Source organism: Williamsia sp. Leaf354, assembly GCF_001424365.1.
GTDB lineage: Bacteria > Actinomycetota > Actinomycetes > Mycobacteriales > Mycobacteriaceae > Williamsia_A.
Genome location: NZ_LMPL01000004.1, coordinates 375,072 through 392,216 on the forward strand (window position 1 = coordinate 375,072; position 17,145 = coordinate 392,216).

Consider the following 17,145-nt stretch of genomic DNA (forward strand, 5'->3'; position numbering starts at 1 on the left):
AGTGCTCGTTCAGGGCGAGTGCGCCTCGGACGCGGCGGCACCCACCCGAACGGGCGCGGTCTCGCGCGCGAAGGCCCACAGCGCCAGGGCCACCAGCGGGACCGCACCGGTGAGCGCGAACGCGGGACCGTAGCCACCGGCGTGGTCGACCATCAGTCCGGCGAGGATCGGTCCGCTCACGGCGCCGACGTCGGAGATCATCTGGAACGCCGCCAGCGCCGTGCCGCCCTGTCCGCGCGCGGCGAGCAGATCGGCGAGCGCCGCCTGATGGGTGGGGGCGAACAGACCCGAGCCGGTGCCGGCGACGAAGCTCAGCACGCCGGCGACCCACAGCGACCCGCTGAAACCGAGGACGAGCGTCGCCCCCGACATCAGCGCCAGGCCCGGCAGCATGATCGGTTTGCGGCCGTAGCGGTCGGAGAGCCGTCCCGCCAGCAGGATCGACGCAACGTTGCCCGCGGCGTAGATCGCGAGCACCACACCCGACCACGCACTCGACTCGTCGAGCCCGTAGACGATGTACAGCGGGACCAGCGCGACACGCACACCCTGGCTGGCGAAACCCTGGGTGAAGCTCGAGGCGAGGATGGCCCGATAGGTCCTGTCGCGCAGGGCCTCCCGCAGACCCATCGGATCGATGACGGGCCCGCTGCCGGCGACCGGTCGGCCCCCCACGTCGCGCAGAGCGGTCGCCACCACCGCCGAGGCGATCAGCAGCGCGATCGCGTAGACCACGAACGGCAGGCGCAGTCCGTAGCTCACGAGCCCGGCGCCGATCAGCGGTCCGGTGATGTTGCCCAGCAGGAAACCGCCGCTGAAGAAGCCCGAGACGCGACCGCGGATGTCGGGCGGTGAGAGACGGATGAGCAGGGCGAGCGCCGAGACGCTGAACATCGTCGAGCCGATGCCGCCGAGCCCGCGGAACACCAGCAGCTGCCAATAGGTCTGGGCGAAGGCACACGCGAGGGTCGACGCGGCGACGATGAGCAGGCCCGTGAGGTAGACGCGGCGCTCACCCAGCCACGACACCAACTTGCCGCTGGCCGGCGCGAACACCAGCCGCATCATGGCGAAGGCCGACACGATCACCGTGGCCGCGGCCACCGACACGTCGAAGCTGCGCGCGAAGGTGGGCAGGGCGGGCGCGATCAGCCCGTAGCCCAGCGCGATCACCACGTTCGCGGCGAGCAGAACCCAGATGCCGCGGGGGATCTGCTTCACCGGCGTCGCTCGGGACGGGGACTCGGGTGTGCGGCCATACCCCGATCGTCGACGATGGGCGCCCCTGCACCAAAATCGCCGGACGTCTCTACGATCTCTGGATGCGTATCTCGTGCACCCTCCCCCGCCTTCTGAGTGTGGCCGCCGTCCTCGCGCTCACCGCCGCGGCCGCCGCGTGTGCGCCCGCGTCGGATTCCGGGGATGCCTCGGCGCCTGCGTCGTCGTCGACGTCGCTGGCCGACTGCCGTCCGGGCTCGCTGGCGTTGACCACACCCGGCGTCCTGACCGTCGCCACCGACGACCCGGCGTACTCGCCGTGGTTCGTCGACAACACACCCACCAACGGTGGGGGCTTCGAGTCGGCGGTCGCCTACGCCGTCGCCGACAAGCTGGGGTTCGCCAAGAACCAGGTGACCTGGACGAAGGCCGGGTTCAACCAGGTGATCCAGCCCGGGAAGAAGAACTTCGACTTCGACATCAACCAGTTCTCGATCTCCGCCCAGCGCGCGAAGGCGGTCGACTTCTCGAGCCCGTACTACTCGGCCTCACAGGCCATCATCACGTTGCAGGGTTCGAAGTACGCGGGCGCGACATCGCTGGCCGACCTGAAGGGCGCGAAGCTCGGTGCGCAGATCGCGACCACCTCGCTCACCGCGATCGACCAGATCGCCCCCACCACCGCACCGCTGGTCTACGACGACACGTCGAAGGCCGGGCAGGCGTTGCAGAACCGACAGGTCGACGCCATCGTCGCCGATCTCCCCACCGCGTACTACCTCACCTCCGCCGAGCTCACCGGCGCGAAGATCGTCGGGGAGTTCCAGCCGACCAAGGGCGAGCAGGAGCGCTTCGGGCTGCTCCTGTCGAAGGGCAGTGCGCTCACACCCTGTGTCTCGGCCGCGGTCGACGCCCTGAGCGCCGACGGCACGCTGAACCGCCTGCAGGACCGCTGGCTCACCCAGGCGACCAGCGTCCCCGAACTCCGGTGACCGAGGCCGCCCCCGCCCGCAGCGCGCGACAACGCGAACGCGAGCGATACCGACAGCGACGCAACCGGATCCGCGCGACCGTCGCGTCGGTGTCGACGATCGTCGTCCTCGGCGCCCTGGTCGGGGTGGTGCTGGCCTCACCGGGTTGGGATCGCGTGCGGGCGACGTTCTTCGACTACGACGACGCCGTCGGTTCCCTCGGCGACGTCGCGTCGGCGTTCGTGCTCAACATCCGCCTGTTCCTCACCGTCGAGGTCGCGGTGCTCGTGCTCGGTCTGCTGATCGCGGTGATCCGGGTGATCCCCGCTCCCGCGCTGGCCCCGGTGAAGGTGATCGCCGTCGTCTACACCGACGTCTTCCGCGGGACGCCCACCCTCCTCATCGTGTTGCTCGTCGGGTTCGGCGTGCCTGCGCTGGAACTCACCGGTCTGCCGACGAGCCTGTTCTGGCTCGGCGTGATCGCCCTGACGCTGAGCTACGGCGCCTACGTGGCCGAGGTGATCCGCGCCGGGATCCTCTCGGTCCACCCGTCGCAGTGGGCCAGCGGTCGCGCGATCGGTCTGTCGTACGCGGAGACCCTGCGCCATGTGGTGTTGCCGCAGGCGTTGCGACGGGTGGCCCCGCCCCTGCTCAACGACTTCGTGTCGCTGCAGAAGGACACCGCACTGCTGTCGACGATCGGGCTCGTCGAGTCACTGCGTGCGGCCCAGGTGATCTCGGGCCGCGACTTCGTGTTCACCCCGTACGTGGTCGCGGCGTGTTTCTTCATCGTGGCCACGATCCCGCTCGCCCGACTGACCGACTACCTGACGGTGCGGTCGCTGCGCCGCGAGAACGGCATCTGATGCTGCGCGCGAGTGCGATCCGCAAGTCGTTCGGCGGTCACGAGGTGTTGCGCGGTGTCGATCTCGACGTCGCCGAGGGTGAGGTCGTGTGCCTCATCGGGGCGTCGGGGTCGGGCAAGTCGACGCTGCTCCGATGCCTGAACCTGCTCGAGGAGGTCGACGACGGCGACGTCTTCCTCGACGACCGCGAGATCACCGATCCCCGCGTCGACGCCGACGAGGTGCGTCGATCGATCGGCATCGTCTTCCAGGCATACAACCTCTTCCCCCACCTGTCGGTGCTGGCCAACATCACCCTGGGGCCGGTCCGGGCGCTCGGTGTGTCGCGAGCCGAGGCCCGCACCGAGGCGCTCGCCCTGCTCGACCGAGTCGGGTTGGCGCAGAAGGCCGACGCCTACCCCGACGCGCTGTCGGGTGGACAGCAGCAGCGGGTCGCTCTCGCCCGCGCCATCGCGATGCGCCCGCGGGTGCTCCTGCTCGACGAGATCACCTCCGCGCTCGATCCGATGCTCGTCGGCGAGGTGCTCGACGTGATCCGCGGCCTGCGCGCCGACGGGATGACGATCGTGATGGCCACCCACGAGATGACGTTCGCCCGCGAGGTGTCCGACCGGGTCGTGTTCCTCGCCGACGGCGCGATCGAGGAGTCCGGTCCGCCCGAGCAGATCTTCACGGCGCCGAGCAGCCCGCGCACCGCCGAGTTCCTGGCCCGTCACCTGCGCTGACGGTCGAGCGCCAGGATGTGGTGGGCGCGGTCGTCGATCGGGTTGTCCGGGGTGAGTTCCCCGCTCGCGACGATGCGGAAGCCGGCCTTCTCGAGTGCGCGCCACGAGCGGCGGTTGGCGGCGACCACCGGGACGACGATCCGCTCGGCGTCGGGGTGTCGGGCGAAGGTGTCGGCGCTCGCCGCGGTGATGATCCCGGGACCGATCCCGCGGCCGAGCAGTTCGGGGACCCCGATCAGGTAGTCGATCGTGTAGGTCGTGGTGCCGACCGGTCCGATGACCGGTGCGAGTTCGTCGGCGTACTCGTCGAAATCGGCGATCCGGCAGCGTTGGAGGAGTCCGATGGGTCGGCCGTCGGCCTCGACCACGAGATCCTCGGCGGGGGTCTCACCGTCGATCACCGGTCCGAACTGCTTCTCGAGCGACGCGGGATCGTGCGCCTGGTTCCACCACCGTTCGACCTCGGGTAAGGCGAGCCACCCACCGACGAGTGCGTAATCCGCCCGGGTCACCGGACGGAAGGTGAACGTCGACTGCGACGAGACCCGCATCGGCATCACCAGCGGCGGGTCTGCAGATCGTCGAGTGCGCGCTCGGTGAGGGTGCGACCGAGGTCGATCATCTCGCCGGCGCGGTGGAAGTCGAGGCTGCGGATGGCGGTGCGCGGCACCTCGATCAGCAGGTCTGGGGGGAATGCCGCGAGCTGATAGCGCGCCAGCGCCTCCTGCATGATGTCGAGCGATCGATCCATGACGGTGAACCGGCTGAGCTTGCGGACCGAGGAGTCGTCCGCCGGACTGGTGATCACGCGCGACTCGGTCTCGGGGTGGCGACGGGCCGACGAGTCGGCCTCGGCGTCGAGGCTGTCCGCGTCGACGGTGTCGGCGTCGTTGGCGCCGGGGTCGCCGGCGAACCGGTCGACGATGGAGCGCACGAAGTCGCGGTCGAGGATCGGCGACGCGGCCTGTCGGATCGCCTCGATCGCACCGGGCACCGTCGCGGTGGGGGTGTCGGCGACCTCGGAGTCGATGCCGCCGGTGTCGGCGCCGAGATCGACGCCGATGATCAGATCGGCGCCGGCCGCGGCGAGCGGCGCGATCGGCACGGGGTCGAGGATGCCGCCGTCGACCAGCACGCGACCGTTGTGGACGTACGGGGTGATGACACCCGGGATCGCGATCGACGCGCGGATCGCGGTGTCGACCGGTCCCTTCTGGAACCACTTCGGCCGCCCCGAGGTCAGGTCGGTGGCCACCGCCGTGAACGGGATCGGCAGGTCCTCGATCTGGACCACTCCGAGGATCTCGCGCACCTTGTCGAGGATCTTCGCGGCGTGGATGACGCCCGGCGCCGACAGGGACACGTCCATCAGGCGCATCACGTCGAGCTGATTGAGGCCCTGCACCCATGTCGTGTACTGGTCGAGGCGGCCGGCCGCGTGCAGTCCGGCGATCAGCGCACCCATCGACGAACCGGCGATCGCCACGATCTCGTAGTCGTGCTCGGCGAGGACCTGCAACACCCCGATGTGGGCATAGCCCCTGGCACCGCCACTCCCCAATGCAACAGCGACGGTTGTTCTGCTCACGACGCCAGACTACGAGTCGTCGGCGGTCAGGGAACTGTCGGGCACGCCACACCGACCTCCCAGACTCCTGCGTCATCGTGGGTGCCATGACCAGCCATGCCGCCACCCCGGCCGCGCCACCCCGCGCGGCCGTCGCGCCGACGACGCCACCCGCACCTCGAGGTGACCGCTCCCGACTCGTCCGCGCGGCCGTGCTCGTGGTCATCGCCGTCGCGGCGTTGGGCCTGCGACTGGCCTTCCTCGACCACCGCAGTCTCGACTTCACCGCGTTCCTCGACCGCTGGTACACCCACATCGCCGACAACGGCGGCTTCGCGGCGTTCTCCGAGTCGTTCGCCGATTACAACTACCCGTACCTGTACCTGATCGCGATACTCACCTACCTGCACATCCCGGCGCTGGTCGGCATCAAGGGCATCTCGATCGCGTTCGACTTCGTGCTCGCCTTCTTCGCCTATCGCATCGTCGGACTGAGGTATCCCTCGTTCTGGCCCAGGGCCCTGGTGTTCGGACTGATCCTGTTCCTGCCGACCGTGGTCGCCAACAGCTCCTACTGGGGCCAGGCCGACGGCATCTACTCCGCCTTCGCCGTCGGCGGGGTCTACTTCCTCCTGCGGCGTCGGCCGTGGCTCGCGTGCGTGTTCATCGGCCTCGCACTGTCGTTCAAGTTGCAGGCGATCTTCCTCATCCCGGTGGTCGCCTTCCTCGTGCTGCGGCGCCGGATACCGTGGCGGTCGCTGCTCGCGATCCCCGCGGTGATGCTGCTGCTCGACATCCCGCCGCTGCTGGTCGGTGCAGCGATCGGCGAGGTGCTGGGCGTGTACGTGAACCAGACCGGTTCGTACAAGCAGCTGACGCTGGGTGCGCCGAACCTGTATCAGTGGATCTCGTTGGGCGGCAACGTCACCTGGATCGCGTACGCGGGTGTCGGTGTGGTCTGCGTACTCACCGCCGCGGCGTTGCTCTACGCGCTGCGCCACAAGCCGGTGCTCGACGACACCGCCATCCTCCTGGCGGTCGCAACCAGTGCGGTGGTGGTGCCGTTCTTCCTCCCCGCCATGCACGAGCGGTACTTCTACATGGCCGAGGTGCTCACCGTCATCGTGGCGTTCTACCTGCCCATGCGGTACTGGATCATCCCGATCCTCGTCCAGATCGCCTCGTTCGGAGGCTATTTCGACTCCCTCACCGGCGATCAGGCCGGCGGTGGGTTCGGAGGGCGGCCCGGCGGCGGCCCCGGCGGAGGCGGCCCACGCCCGGACGCGGGCATGGGCGGTGGCCGCCCGTCCGGCGGTGCGGGTGGCGGAATAGGTGGGAACCGCAGCGGCGGTGACGGTTACACCTCGGGCCAGGGCGACACGTCGCTGCAGATCTACGCCGGGGTGATGGCCATGGCCGTGCTCACCCTCGCCGCGACCACCGTCACCCACATCCGCCGCCTGGGCAGTCATGCCCGTCGATCGGGCAGGTAACGCCGTCGATCGGGCAGGTAATCGCATCGAGTGGGCAGCAATGATCATGTGATCCCGGCTGGCCCCGACGGTGCGTCCGACTTATCGTGGCGCCATGGACTGGACGTCGTACGGGGCTTTCCTCGCTCTCGCCGCGCTGCTCACGTTGCTGCCCGGACCCGACACCGCCGTCGCGATCAAGAACACCCTGCAGGGCGGGCGACGTCGGGGTGGCTGGTGCCTCGCCGGCATCAGCACCGCCAGTTTCGTGCAGAGCATCGCCGCCGCGGCGGGCCTCGGCGTCCTCATCGTCACCGTCGAACCGCTGTTCCTCGCCATCAAGTACGTCGGCGCGGCCTACCTGCTGTTCCTCGCGGTACAGGCACTGCGCAGCGCGCGGAAGGGCGTCTACTCCGACGACACCGTCGCCGCGGGCGGGTCGTCGCCGGCCATCGCGGGCCTGCGGCAGGGTTTCATCTCCAACATCTGCAACCCCAAGGTCATCGCGTTCTACCTCGCCGTGCTGCCACAGTTCCTCGGGACCGACCCGTCGCCGGCGGCGATCGCGATGTACGCCGTCACGTTCCCGGTGATCGGCACCGCGTACCTCGCCGGCGTCGTCTACGGCGTCAACCGAGCTCGAGAACTGTTCACCCGCACCCGGATCCGCCGCATCATGGACGGGGTGACCGGGGCGGCTCTGATCGCCTTCGGCGTCCGCCTCGCCACGGAGTAGCCCCGTGGCCTCGTAGCGCGATCGTTTTACGCCAATGCAATCCCGCCGAAACCCGGCGGAGCGCAGAATCACGTGATGAGCGAGAACGAGACCGTTCGGGCTGCCATCGTCCAGACCCGATGGACCGGTGAACGCGACACGATGATCGCGGCGCACGTCGACTACGCCCGCGAGGCGGCGCTGCAGGGAGCGCAGATCATCGGGTTCCAGGAGGTGTTCAACGCCCCCTACTTCTGCCAGGTGCAGGAACAGAAGTACTACTCGTTCGCCGAGGAGATCCCCGGGCCCACCACCGACACGTTCTGCGATCTGGCCCGCGAGCTGTCGATGGTCATGGTGGTGCCGATCTACGAGCGCGAACAGGGTGGGTTCCTCTACAACACCGCGGTCGTCATCGATGCCGACGGGACGCTGCTCGGGAAGTACCGCAAACACCACATCCCGCAGCTGCCCGGGTTCTGGGAGAAGTTCTACTTCCGCCCCGGCAACCTCGGTTGGCCGGTCTTCGACACCGCCGTCGGCAAGGTGGGCGTCTACATCTGTTACGACAGGCACTTCCCCGAGGGGTGGCGCGCCCTCGGGCTGGCCGGCGCACAGATCGTCTACAACCCGTCGGCGACGAGCCGCGGCCTCTCGAGCTACCTGTGGAAGCTCGAACAGCCCGCGTCGGCGGTGGCCAACGAGTACTTCGTGGCGGCGATCAACCGCGTCGGGATCGAAGCCGACTACGGCGACAACGACTTCTACGGCACCAGCTATTTCGTCGATCCCGAGGGCAAGTTCGTCGGTGAGGTCGGGTCCGACACCGAGCCCGAGCTCATCGTCCGCGACCTCGACCTGAGCCTCATCGAGACCGTCCGCAACCGGTGGGCGTTCTATCGTGACCGGCGCCCCGACGCCTACGGTCCGCTCACCGCCCCCTGACACCGCCACGATCGAAGGGACGACCACCATGTCGACCACGTTCATCCACGGCGGGACCGTGGTGTCCTCCACCGGTGTCCAGGATCTCGACGTCCTCGTCGACGGTGAGACGATCGTGGCGCTGCTCGCGCCGGGATCCACCGCTCTCGGTGCGGATCTCGCCGCCACCGCCGACACCACCATCGATGCCACCGGCCGCTACGTGATCCCCGGTGGCGTCGACGCCCACACCCACATGGAGATGCCATTCGGTGGCACGCAGGCCAGCGACACCTTCGAGACCGGCACCCGGGCCGCGGCGTGGGGCGGCACCACCACCATCGTCGATTTCGCCGTCCAGAATCCGGGGATGCGCCTGCAGGACACCCTCGCGACCTGGCACGAGAAGGCGGCGGGCAACTGCGCCATCGACTACGGCTTCCACCAGATCATGGGCGGGGTCGACGCCGAATCACTGCGCGCCATGGGTGAACTCGTCTCCGAGGGCGTGACGAGCTTCAAGCTCTTCATGGCGTACCCGGGTGTCTTCTACTCCACCGACGGTCAGATCCTGCGGGCAATGCAGTCCGCGGCCGAACTCGGTGCGCTGATGATGATGCACGCCGAGAACGGCATCGCCATCGACGTCCTGGTGGAGCAGGCCCTCGCCCGCGGCGACACCTCCCCCTATTTCCACGGCACCTCGCGGGCCTGGCAGATGGAGGAGGAGGCCACCCACCGCGCGATCATGTTGGCCCACCTCACCGGCGCACCGCTGTACGTGGTGCACGTCTCGGCGAAACAGGCCCTCGAGCAGATCGCGACGGCTCGGGGCAACGGGCAGAACGTGTTCGCCGAGACATGCCCGCAGTATCTGTACCTATCGCTCGAGGAACAGCTCGGCGCACCGGGTTTCGACGGCGCGAAATGGGTCTGCTCGACACCGCTGCGCCCCCGCGCCGAAGGACACCAGGACGAGCTGTGGCGCTACATCCGCACCGGCGACGTCACCGCGGTCGCCACCGACCACTGCCCGTTCTGCATGAAGGACCAGAAGGACATGGGCGTCGGGGATTTCTCGAAGATCCCCAACGGGATCGGCTCGGTCGAGCACCGCATCGACCTCATGTTCCAGGGGGTGCAGGACGGAAGGATCTCACTCGAACGCTGGGTCGACATCTGCTGTACGACACCCGCGCGCATGTTCGGAATGTACCCGCGCAAGGGCATCATCTCCCCCGGCGCCGACGCCGACATCGTGATCTACGACCCGAACGGCCACACCAGCATCGGCGTGGAGAAGACCCATCACATGAACATGGACTACTCCGCCTACGAGGGTTTCGAGATCGACGGCCACGTCGACACCGTGATCTCGCGGGGGCGCATCGTGATCGACGACGGCGCCTACCTCGGCGCCGCGGGCCACGGCACGTTCATCAGACGCGGCCTGTCGCAGAACCTCATGTGACGAGATAGGGGCCCCATGGATCTCGGTGTCGTGCTGCAGTGCAATCCGCCCGCGTCGGAGGTGATCGACCTCGCCGTGCGGGCCGAACAACTCGGGTTCAGCCACGTCTGGACGTTCGACTCCCACCTGTTGTGGCAGGAGCCGTACGTCATCCACTCGGCCATCCTCGCCGCCACCGAACGGGTCGTCGTCGGACCGATGGTGACCAACCCCGCGACCCGTGAGCCCACGGTCACCGCCTCCACCTTCGCCACACTCAACGAGATGTACGGCAACCGCACCATCTGCGGCATCGGACGCGGGGACTCCGCGGTCCGCACCCTCGACGGACGGCCCAGCACGCTGGCCACCCTGCGCGAATCGATCCGCGTGATCGGTGCGCTGGGCAACTCCGGCGAGGTAGAGATCGACGGCACCACGCTGCGACTGCCGTGGAGTCACGGTTCCTCCCTCGAGGTGTGGGTCGCGGCCTACGGTCCGAAGGCGCTCGCGCTCACCGGCGAGGTCGCCGACGGCTACATCCTGCAGCTCGGCGACCCCGACATCGCCGTGTGGATGATCGGGCAGGTGCGGGCCGCCGCCGAACGCGCCGGACGCGACCCCGCCGCGATCCGGTTCTGCGTCGCGGCACCGGCGTACGTCACCGCCGATGACTCCCCCGACGCGATGGCTCATGCCCGCGAGCAGTGCCGGTGGTTCGGCGGGATGGTGGGCAACCACGTCGCCGACATCGTCACCCGGTACGGCGCGACATCGGAGGTCCCCGAGGCGCTCACCTCCTACATCGCCGGGCGCACCGGCTATGACTACAGCGAGCACGGCCGCGCCGGGAACACCCACGCCACCTTCGTGCCCGACGACATCGTCGATCGTTTCTGCATCATCGGTCCGCCCGAGACGCAGGTGGCCCGCCTCGCCGAGCTGCGCGAGCTCGGCGTCGACCAGTTCGCCGTCTACCTGCAACACGACGCCAACTCCGCGACGCTGGAGGCCTACGGCGCGCATGTCATGCCTGCGCTGTCGCGAGGCACAATGAGGCCATGACCGACACCTTCGTCCCCACCCCCGATCCCGCCGCGGGCGCGCAGGTCCGCGCCGACGATCGCGCCCACGTCTTCCACTCGTGGTCGGCGCAGGCGCAGATCGATCCGCTGCCGATCGCCGGTGCGCAGGGCTCCTGGTTCTGGGACTACGACGGCAACCGGTACCTCGATCTCGGCTCGCAGCTGGTCAACGCCAACGCCGGCCACGGCCACCCCGCGATCGTCGACGCGATCTGCGAACAGGCCCGCATCCTGCCGACGATCGCCCCGTCGTTCGCGAACGACAAGCGCGGCGAACTGGCCCGCCTGATCGCCGAGCGCGCACCGGGCGACCTGAACAAGGTGTTCTTCACCAACGCCGGCGCCGAGGCGAACGAGCACGCGATCCGCATGGCGCGGGTGGCGACCGGCCGGTCGACGGTGCTGGCGATGTACCGCAGCTACCACGGTGCCTCGGGCACCACCATCGGTCTGACGGGCGACCCCCGCCGATGGCGCGCCGAGCCCACGGGCAACGACGTCGCCCGGTTCTTCGGCCCGTATCCGTTCCGGTCGCCGTGGAACACCGACTCGATCGAGGCCGAAGGCGTTGCGGCACTGAACCATCTGCGCCAGGTGGTCGAGCTGCAGGGTCCGGCGACGATCGCCGCGATCATCATCGAGACGGTCATCGGCACCAACGGCGTCATCGTCCCGCCGCCGGGGTACCTCGCCGGTATCCGCGCCCTATGCGACGAGTACGGCATCGTCTACATCGCCGACGAGGTCATGGTCGGGTTCGGCCGTCTCGGAGAGTGGTTCGGCGTCAACGCCTTCGACGTCACGCCCGACCTCATCACCTTCGCCAAGGGCGTGAACTCCGGCTACGTCCCGCTCGGCGGTGTCGTCATCGGATCGCGCATCGCCGACCACTTCGCCGATACGCCCTATCCAGGCGGCCTCACCTACAGCGGCCATCCGTTGGCCTGTGCGGCGGGGGTGGCGTCGATCAGGGCGTTCGAGGCCGACGGCGTCATCGACCGTGTCCGCACCACCGGCGAGGACCTCATCCGCCCCACCCTGGAGAAGATCGCCGGCAACCACCCGTCGGTCGGCGAGATCCGCGGCATGGGGTTCTTCTGGGCGATCGAACTCGTCCGCGACCCGGCGACCCGCGAGGGTCTCGTGCCGTTCAACGCCTCCGGTGCGGCCGCGGCCCCGATGACCGAACTCGTCGGTGCGTTCAAGGAGCGCGGGGTGTGGCCGTTCACCCACTTCAACCGCATCCACCTCGCGCCGCCGCTGGTCACCTCCGACGACGACCTCAGCCACGCGATGGGAGTTCTCGACGAGGTCCTCGACCTCGCCGACCGTCACGTGGTCTGAGCGCCGATGAGTTCGGCGGACAAGGCGAGTCGGTATCTCCGGACACCGCCGATCTCGACCGACAGGAGCACCACCATGGCCGCCATCACCCCGTCACTGTGGTTCGACGACGACCTCGAGGCCGCCCTCGAGTTCTATCGAAGCGTCTTCGACGACATGACCGTCCACCACGTCGGCACAGCCGGCGACGCCGTCACCACCGCCAGTTTCGAGATCAACGGCCAGCGGTTCCTCGCCATGAACGCCGGCCCGATGTTCCCGTTCACCGAAGCGGTGTCGTTCACCATCGACTGCGCCGACCAGGCCGAGGCCGACCGCTACTACGACGCGCTGCTCGACGGCGGAGAACAGTCGCAGTGCGGGTGGCTCAAGGATCGCTTCGGACTCAGCTGGCAGATCGTGCCCGCCCGCCTCCCCGAACTGCTCGCCGATCCCGATCCGGCGCGGGCGCGCGCGGCGATGGGCGCGATGATGTCGATGACCCGCATCGTCGTCGCCGACCTCGAGGCGGCCGTCGCCGCCGTGTGAGGTGGGCGGGTGTTTAGTCTGGGAAAGTGACTGACCTGCAGACCCCCTCCGTCAGCGTCGCCGCCCGTCTCGACCGCCTGCCGATCGTGCGCGCCCACTGGGTCGCGACGGGCGTCATCGGCCTCGGGCTGTTCTTCGACCTCTACGAGAACTTCCTCGCCGCGACGATCTCCTCGGTGCTCAAGACCGAGCTCGACCTCAGCCGCAACGAGCTGAACCTGCTGCTCGGGTCGGCCTTCCTCGGGCAATTCCTCGGCGCGGCGGTGATGGGTCGGTACGCCGACCGCGTCGGGCGACGCCGCGCGTTCATGATCAACCTCGCGGTGTACTCGCTGTTCTCCCTGCTCGGTGCGTTCAGCCCGAACGCGACGTTCCTGGTGATCACGCGGTTCATCGCCGGCATCGGTATCGGCGCCGAGTTCGCGCTCGCCGACTCGTACCTGTCGGATCTCCTGCCGAAGAACGTGCGCGGCAAGTTCATCTCGTGGGCGTACACGATCGCGTTCTTCGGTGTGCCGACCGTCGGCCTGCTCGCGCGCTGGCTCGTGCCCATCGACCCGTTCGGGATCGACGGGTGGCGCTGGCTGTTCGTCCTCGGCGCGTTGGGGTCGTTCGCGGTCTGGCTGGTCCGCCGCGGCCTGCCCGAGTCGCCGCGCTGGCTCGAGACGCAGGGCAGGCACGCCGAGGCCGACGAGATCTGCCGACGCTTCGAACAGCAGGCCATCGACGCCGGTCACACCCTCGCCGACCCCGACCCCCACCTGCAGGTCACCCCGATGCGCAAGGTCTCCCCCGCCGCGCTGTTCCGTCCGCCCCTCGGGCGGCGCACCACCATGCTGTGGATCCTGTCGATCCTCGAGGTGTTCGGCTACTACGGGTTCGGCACCCTGGCCCCGATCGTGCTGCTCGACAAGGGCTTCGACCTGGTCACCTCGCTGGGATTCGTGGCCGCGACGTATCTCGGTTACCCCTTGGGGTCGATCCTCGCCATCCCGATCGTCGAACGCGTCGAGCGGAAATGGTTGGTGATCGGCTCGGCGGGCCTGATGGCGGCGTTCGGCATCTGGTTCGGTGTGGCGGGCGCGGCGTGGGCGATCGTGGTGTCGGGGGTGCTGTACACGATGGCCAGCAACCTCTTCTCGAACGCCTACCATGTGTATCTGGCCGATTCGTACCCCACAGCCATCCGGGGTACCGCGGCCGGAGCCGCGTACTCGCTGTCGAAACTGACCACCGGTGTGCTGCCGTTCATCCTGCTGCCGTTCCTCGACGCGAACGGATCGGGACCCGTGTTCACCCTGGTGGCCGCGGCGATGGTGGCGCTGATGGTCAACGTCGCCGTTCTCGGGCACCGCAGTACCGGACTGTCCGCCGACGCGACGATCGCCACCCCCACCCCTGGAGGCACCTCCCCGTGAACACCACCACCATCCGCTCGGCCGGTCTCTACGTGCTGGCCGTGGTGGTGGTCGCGCTCGCGTTCATCGGTGTCGCCGCGCTGCTCTACGACCAGGTGCCGACGGTGATGATCGTCGTGTTCCCGCTGATCATCCTGGCGGGCGCCGTCGGCGCCCTGCGACGCACGTACACCTGTTACAGAACCGGCGGCACGTGGCAGGTGTGGCAGGGCGCGAGCTGGCTGCTGTTGGCGTTCTTCATGATCGCGCTCACCGGCACGGGCAGCGCCCTGCTCGAGCGCTGACGCTCGCGCCTCACAGCAACGACTCGAGGATGCGGGCGGCCTCGACGTGCCGCGTCGGGTCGGCGCTGCCGTAGTTCAACCGGATGTAGGGTCCGGCGACCGCGGCCGGGAACCACTCGGCTCCCGGTGAGATCGACACCCCCGCAGCGAGACTGCGCGCGGCGAAGACCTCCGCGTCGACGTCCTCGGGCAGTCGCAGCCACAGGTTCAGTCCACCGCGCGGGATGTGCGTGATCTCCAGCCCGGGTGCATGGTCACCGATCGCGGCGACGAGTCGGTCGCGGCGCTCGACGAGTTCCCGCCGCAACCGGGTGCAGTGGGTGCGCCACGCCGGCCGGGTCACCACGTCGAGCGCGGCGCGCTGCAGGATCGGTGACACGTACAGGTCGCTGACGGCGAGCGCGTTGGCGATGCGCTGGCGCGCCGGCCCCCGTGCGATCACCGCCGCGACCCGCAGGGCCAGCGACGCCGACTTGGTCAGCGACCGGATGTAGACGACGTGACCGTCGGTGTCGTCGGCCGCCACCGGCGCCACCGGGGCGTCGATGGCGAAGTCGTGGGCCCAGTCGTCCTCGACGAGGAACCCGCGACGGTCGGCGACGACGTCGAGGATCGCGCGTCGTTCGTCGGGGGTCCACAGGGCGCCGGTCGGATTCGCGAAGTTGGGCTGCGCGTAGAAGAGCCGCGCGCCCGACGCCCGCATCGCCTCGTCGAGGTCGTCGGCCGACGGCGCCCGCGTGGTCCGCGCGACCGGCACGATCACCAGTCCGGCCTGTCGTGCCGCGGCGATGGCACCCCAGTAGGTGGGTGACTCCATCACGATGGACTCCCCCGGTCCGGCGAGCGCGCGGAACACCGCCGACAACGCGCTCTGACCGCCCGAGGTGATGACCGCGTCGGACTCGCGCCACGGCTGACCCCGGCCGGATCCGGACGCCCCGTCGGCGGACAGCTCCCGCACGAACCACGCGCGCAGTTCGGCGACCCCGGTCACCGGTGGACGGTCGAACGCCTCGTCCGACCGCGCCGCGCGTGTCAGTGCCGATCGCACGTCGCGCATCGGCATGAGGTCGATCGCCGGGTATCCCCCGTGCATGGCGATCGTGTCGGGGTCGATGCCCCGCAATGTCGACCCGATCGGTGAGGGACCGCTGCGTTCGGGGCCGAGCGCCGTGGTCTGCCAGTCGACCTCGAGAGCGCGCCGTGCCGTCGGGGGCCGGGTGACGAAATTGCCTGCCCCCGGCCGCGTCTCGACCGATCCCTCGGCGACGAGATGACCGATGGCCTTCTGCACGGTGACCGGTCCGGCTCCGAACCTGCGGGCCAGCACCCGGGTCGACGGCAAGCGGCCGCCCGGCCCGGATTCGGCGACCACGTCACGCAGGTGACGCACGATCCGCTCACTGCTATCGTTACCCATGAGTACAGAGAATAGCGCTACCGACACCTCGAGGGGTCCGCTATCGCGGCTGGGGTCGTCGGGCATCGCCTTCGGCTTCCTCGGCGTGCTGGCGTTCTCCTTCACCGTCCCGTTCACACGCATCGCCGTCGAGGGGCTGCACCCTCTGTTCGTCGGTACCGCCCGAGCCGTCGTCGCCGGCGTCCTGGCCGCCATCGCCCTGCTCGTCACGCGCAGCCGTGCTCCTCGTGGCACCCAGTGGGCACGACTGGCCGTGATCGCCCTCGGCATCGTCGCCGGCTTCCCCGTCCTGACGTCGCTGGCGCTGCAGACGACCACCGCGGGCCACAGCGCGGTCATCATCGGTCTGCTCCCTGCGGTGACCGCGTCGGTCGTGGTGATCCGCACCGGCGAACGGCCCGGGCGACGGTTCTGGACCTTCAGCGCGGTCGGTGCGGTCGCGGTCGTCGGGTATTCCCTCGCCGCCCACGGCGCACTGTCCGCGCCCACGATCAGCGATCTGTACCTGCTGGGTGCGGTGGTCCTCGCCGCGATCGGCTACGCCGAGGGCGGCCTGATGGCTCGCGAGATCGGTGCCTGGCAGACCATCAGCTGGGCGCTGGTCGCCGCGTTACCGGTGACGACGACCGCGACGGCGATCGAATGGATCGTGGACCCTCCCCGCGCCACCTCGGGTCAGTGGGCGGCCTTCGCCTATCTCGGTGTCGTGAGCATGTTCCTGGGGTTCTTCGCCTGGTACCGCGGGCTGGCGTTGGGACCGATGACCGCGGTCAGCCAGGTGCAGTTGGTCCAGCCGGTCCTGAGCCTGGTGTGGTCAGCGGCGCTGCTCGGCGAACCCGTCACAGCGGCGATGATCGTCGGTGGCGCCGTGATCATCGGGTGTGCGCGCGGCGCCGTCCGTAGTCGTTCGCGGACTACTGGATCGGTGAATCCGGTGGCGCCACACCGAACTGCGGCGATTCCTCGATCGCACCCACTCCCCGTATCGCGGTGAGTGCGTGGCGGGCATCGGGGGCCATCGTCCCGGAGATGATGCCGATGGCCGCGTGCACCTGCGTCACCTGAACACCGCTCGCACGCACCGCGGCGACCACCTCGTCGATGGAGGCGAGGTGGTCGTCGTCGACGGTGATGGTGACCTCGGTCATGGCCCAGAGT

At 69.1% G+C, this 17,145-nt stretch carries 18 protein-coding genes; 13 read left to right on the forward strand and 5 right to left on the reverse strand.

The genetic code is table 11. The features are described from left to right. Nucleotides 1-9: 9 nt before the first annotated feature. On the reverse strand, nucleotides 10-1,221 hold the full coding sequence (locus ASG12_RS16245) for an MFS transporter (RefSeq protein WP_055791786.1): 1,212 nt from the start codon (nucleotides 1,219-1,221) through the stop codon (nucleotides 10-12). Between the two features lie 101 nt (nucleotides 1,222-1,322). On the opposite strand from ASG12_RS16245, the gene ASG12_RS21765 reads away from it, so the two are divergent. From ASG12_RS21765 to ASG12_RS16260, 3 genes are read left to right on the forward strand one after another with little or no spacing between them, the layout of a single operon-like run. Then, on the forward strand, nucleotides 1,323-2,210 hold the full coding sequence (locus tag ASG12_RS21765) for an ABC transporter substrate-binding protein (protein WP_055791790.1): 888 nt from the start codon (nucleotides 1,323-1,325) through the stop codon (nucleotides 2,208-2,210). Further along, nucleotides 2,207-3,055 carry an amino acid ABC transporter permease gene (locus tag ASG12_RS21770; RefSeq protein WP_055791793.1) on the forward strand — a complete coding sequence of 283 codons (849 nt, stop codon included), beginning with the start codon at nucleotides 2,207-2,209 and terminating at the stop codon, nucleotides 3,053-3,055. The genes ASG12_RS21765 and ASG12_RS21770 overlap by 4 nt, the downstream gene beginning before the upstream one ends. Next, on the forward strand, nucleotides 3,055-3,780 hold the full coding sequence (locus ASG12_RS16260; protein WP_055791795.1) for an amino acid ABC transporter ATP-binding protein: 726 nt from the start codon (nucleotides 3,055-3,057) through the stop codon (nucleotides 3,778-3,780). The genes ASG12_RS21770 and ASG12_RS16260 overlap by 1 nt, the downstream gene beginning before the upstream one ends. Here ASG12_RS16260 and ASG12_RS16265 read toward each other — a convergent pair. Beyond that, on the reverse strand, nucleotides 3,768-4,331 hold the full coding sequence (locus ASG12_RS16265; protein WP_055792230.1) for a GNAT family N-acetyltransferase: 564 nt from the start codon (nucleotides 4,329-4,331) through the stop codon (nucleotides 3,768-3,770). The genes ASG12_RS16260 and ASG12_RS16265 overlap by 13 nt on opposite strands. A 5-nt stretch (nucleotides 4,332-4,336) precedes the next feature. After that, nucleotides 4,337-5,368: a patatin-like phospholipase family protein gene (locus ASG12_RS16270; RefSeq protein WP_055791799.1), complete on the reverse strand. Its 1,032-nt coding sequence runs from the start codon at nucleotides 5,366-5,368 to the stop codon at nucleotides 4,337-4,339. 86 nt (nucleotides 5,369-5,454) lie between these two features. On the opposite strand from ASG12_RS16270, the gene ASG12_RS16275 reads away from it, so the two are divergent. From ASG12_RS16275 to ASG12_RS16315, 9 genes are all read left to right on the forward strand, one after another. Further along, the gene (locus ASG12_RS16275; protein ID WP_082502067.1) at nucleotides 5,455-6,840 is read left to right on the forward strand and encodes a glycosyltransferase 87 family protein; all 1,386 of its coding nucleotides are present in this window, start codon (nucleotides 5,455-5,457) and stop codon (nucleotides 6,838-6,840) included. A 94-nt stretch (nucleotides 6,841-6,934) separates the two neighbouring features. Next, nucleotides 6,935-7,555: a LysE family translocator gene (locus ASG12_RS16280; RefSeq protein WP_055791801.1), complete on the forward strand. Its 621-nt coding sequence runs from the start codon at nucleotides 6,935-6,937 to the stop codon at nucleotides 7,553-7,555. A gap of 75 nt (nucleotides 7,556-7,630) precedes the next feature. Next, nucleotides 7,631-8,479 carry a nitrilase-related carbon-nitrogen hydrolase gene (locus ASG12_RS16285; protein ID WP_055791804.1) on the forward strand — a complete coding sequence of 283 codons (849 nt, stop codon included), beginning with the start codon at nucleotides 7,631-7,633 and terminating at the stop codon, nucleotides 8,477-8,479. Between the two features lie 28 nt (nucleotides 8,480-8,507). After that, nucleotides 8,508-9,929 carry a dihydropyrimidinase gene (gene hydA, locus ASG12_RS16290; RefSeq protein WP_055792235.1) on the forward strand — a complete coding sequence of 474 codons (1,422 nt, stop codon included), beginning with the start codon at nucleotides 8,508-8,510 and terminating at the stop codon, nucleotides 9,927-9,929. 15 nt (nucleotides 9,930-9,944) lie between these two features. Further along, the gene (locus tag ASG12_RS16295) at nucleotides 9,945-10,973 is read left to right on the forward strand and encodes a TIGR03842 family LLM class F420-dependent oxidoreductase (RefSeq protein WP_055791807.1); all 1,029 of its coding nucleotides are present in this window, start codon (nucleotides 9,945-9,947) and stop codon (nucleotides 10,971-10,973) included. Continuing rightward, nucleotides 10,970-12,337 carry an aspartate aminotransferase family protein gene (locus tag ASG12_RS16300; protein ID WP_055791809.1) on the forward strand — a complete coding sequence of 456 codons (1,368 nt, stop codon included), beginning with the start codon at nucleotides 10,970-10,972 and terminating at the stop codon, nucleotides 12,335-12,337. Before ASG12_RS16295 ends, ASG12_RS16300 begins: the two co-directional genes overlap by 4 nt. Before the next feature lie 75 nt (nucleotides 12,338-12,412). Continuing rightward, a complete protein-coding gene (locus ASG12_RS16305; protein WP_055791810.1) occupies nucleotides 12,413-12,865 on the forward strand; it encodes a VOC family protein in 453 nt (150 codons plus the stop codon). 26 nt (nucleotides 12,866-12,891) lie between these two features. Further along, nucleotides 12,892-14,283, forward strand: coding sequence for an MFS transporter (locus ASG12_RS16310; RefSeq protein WP_156378141.1), 1,392 nt, complete (start codon nucleotides 12,892-12,894; stop codon nucleotides 14,281-14,283). Further along, nucleotides 14,280-14,567, forward strand: coding sequence for a hypothetical protein (locus ASG12_RS16315; protein ID WP_055791817.1), 288 nt, complete (start codon nucleotides 14,280-14,282; stop codon nucleotides 14,565-14,567). The genes ASG12_RS16310 and ASG12_RS16315 overlap by 4 nt, the downstream gene beginning before the upstream one ends. 10 nt (nucleotides 14,568-14,577) lie before the next feature. On the opposite strand, the gene ASG12_RS16320 is transcribed toward ASG12_RS16315, so the two are convergent. Then, complete coding sequence (locus ASG12_RS16320) at nucleotides 14,578-15,987, reverse strand: aminotransferase-like domain-containing protein (RefSeq protein ID WP_055791819.1); 1,410 nt, start codon at nucleotides 15,985-15,987, stop codon at nucleotides 14,578-14,580. Here ASG12_RS16320 and ASG12_RS16325 point away from each other — a divergent pair. Next, entirely contained in the window at nucleotides 15,986-16,981 is a 996-nt protein-coding gene (locus ASG12_RS16325; RefSeq protein ID WP_055791822.1) for a DMT family transporter, read from the forward strand. The genes ASG12_RS16320 and ASG12_RS16325 overlap by 2 nt on opposite strands. Here ASG12_RS16325 and ASG12_RS21775 read toward each other — a convergent pair. Continuing rightward, complete coding sequence (locus tag ASG12_RS21775) at nucleotides 16,902-17,135, reverse strand: hypothetical protein (RefSeq protein WP_045821948.1); 234 nt, start codon at nucleotides 17,133-17,135, stop codon at nucleotides 16,902-16,904. The genes ASG12_RS16325 and ASG12_RS21775 overlap by 80 nt on opposite strands. Between the last annotated feature and the right edge of the window lie 10 nt (nucleotides 17,136-17,145).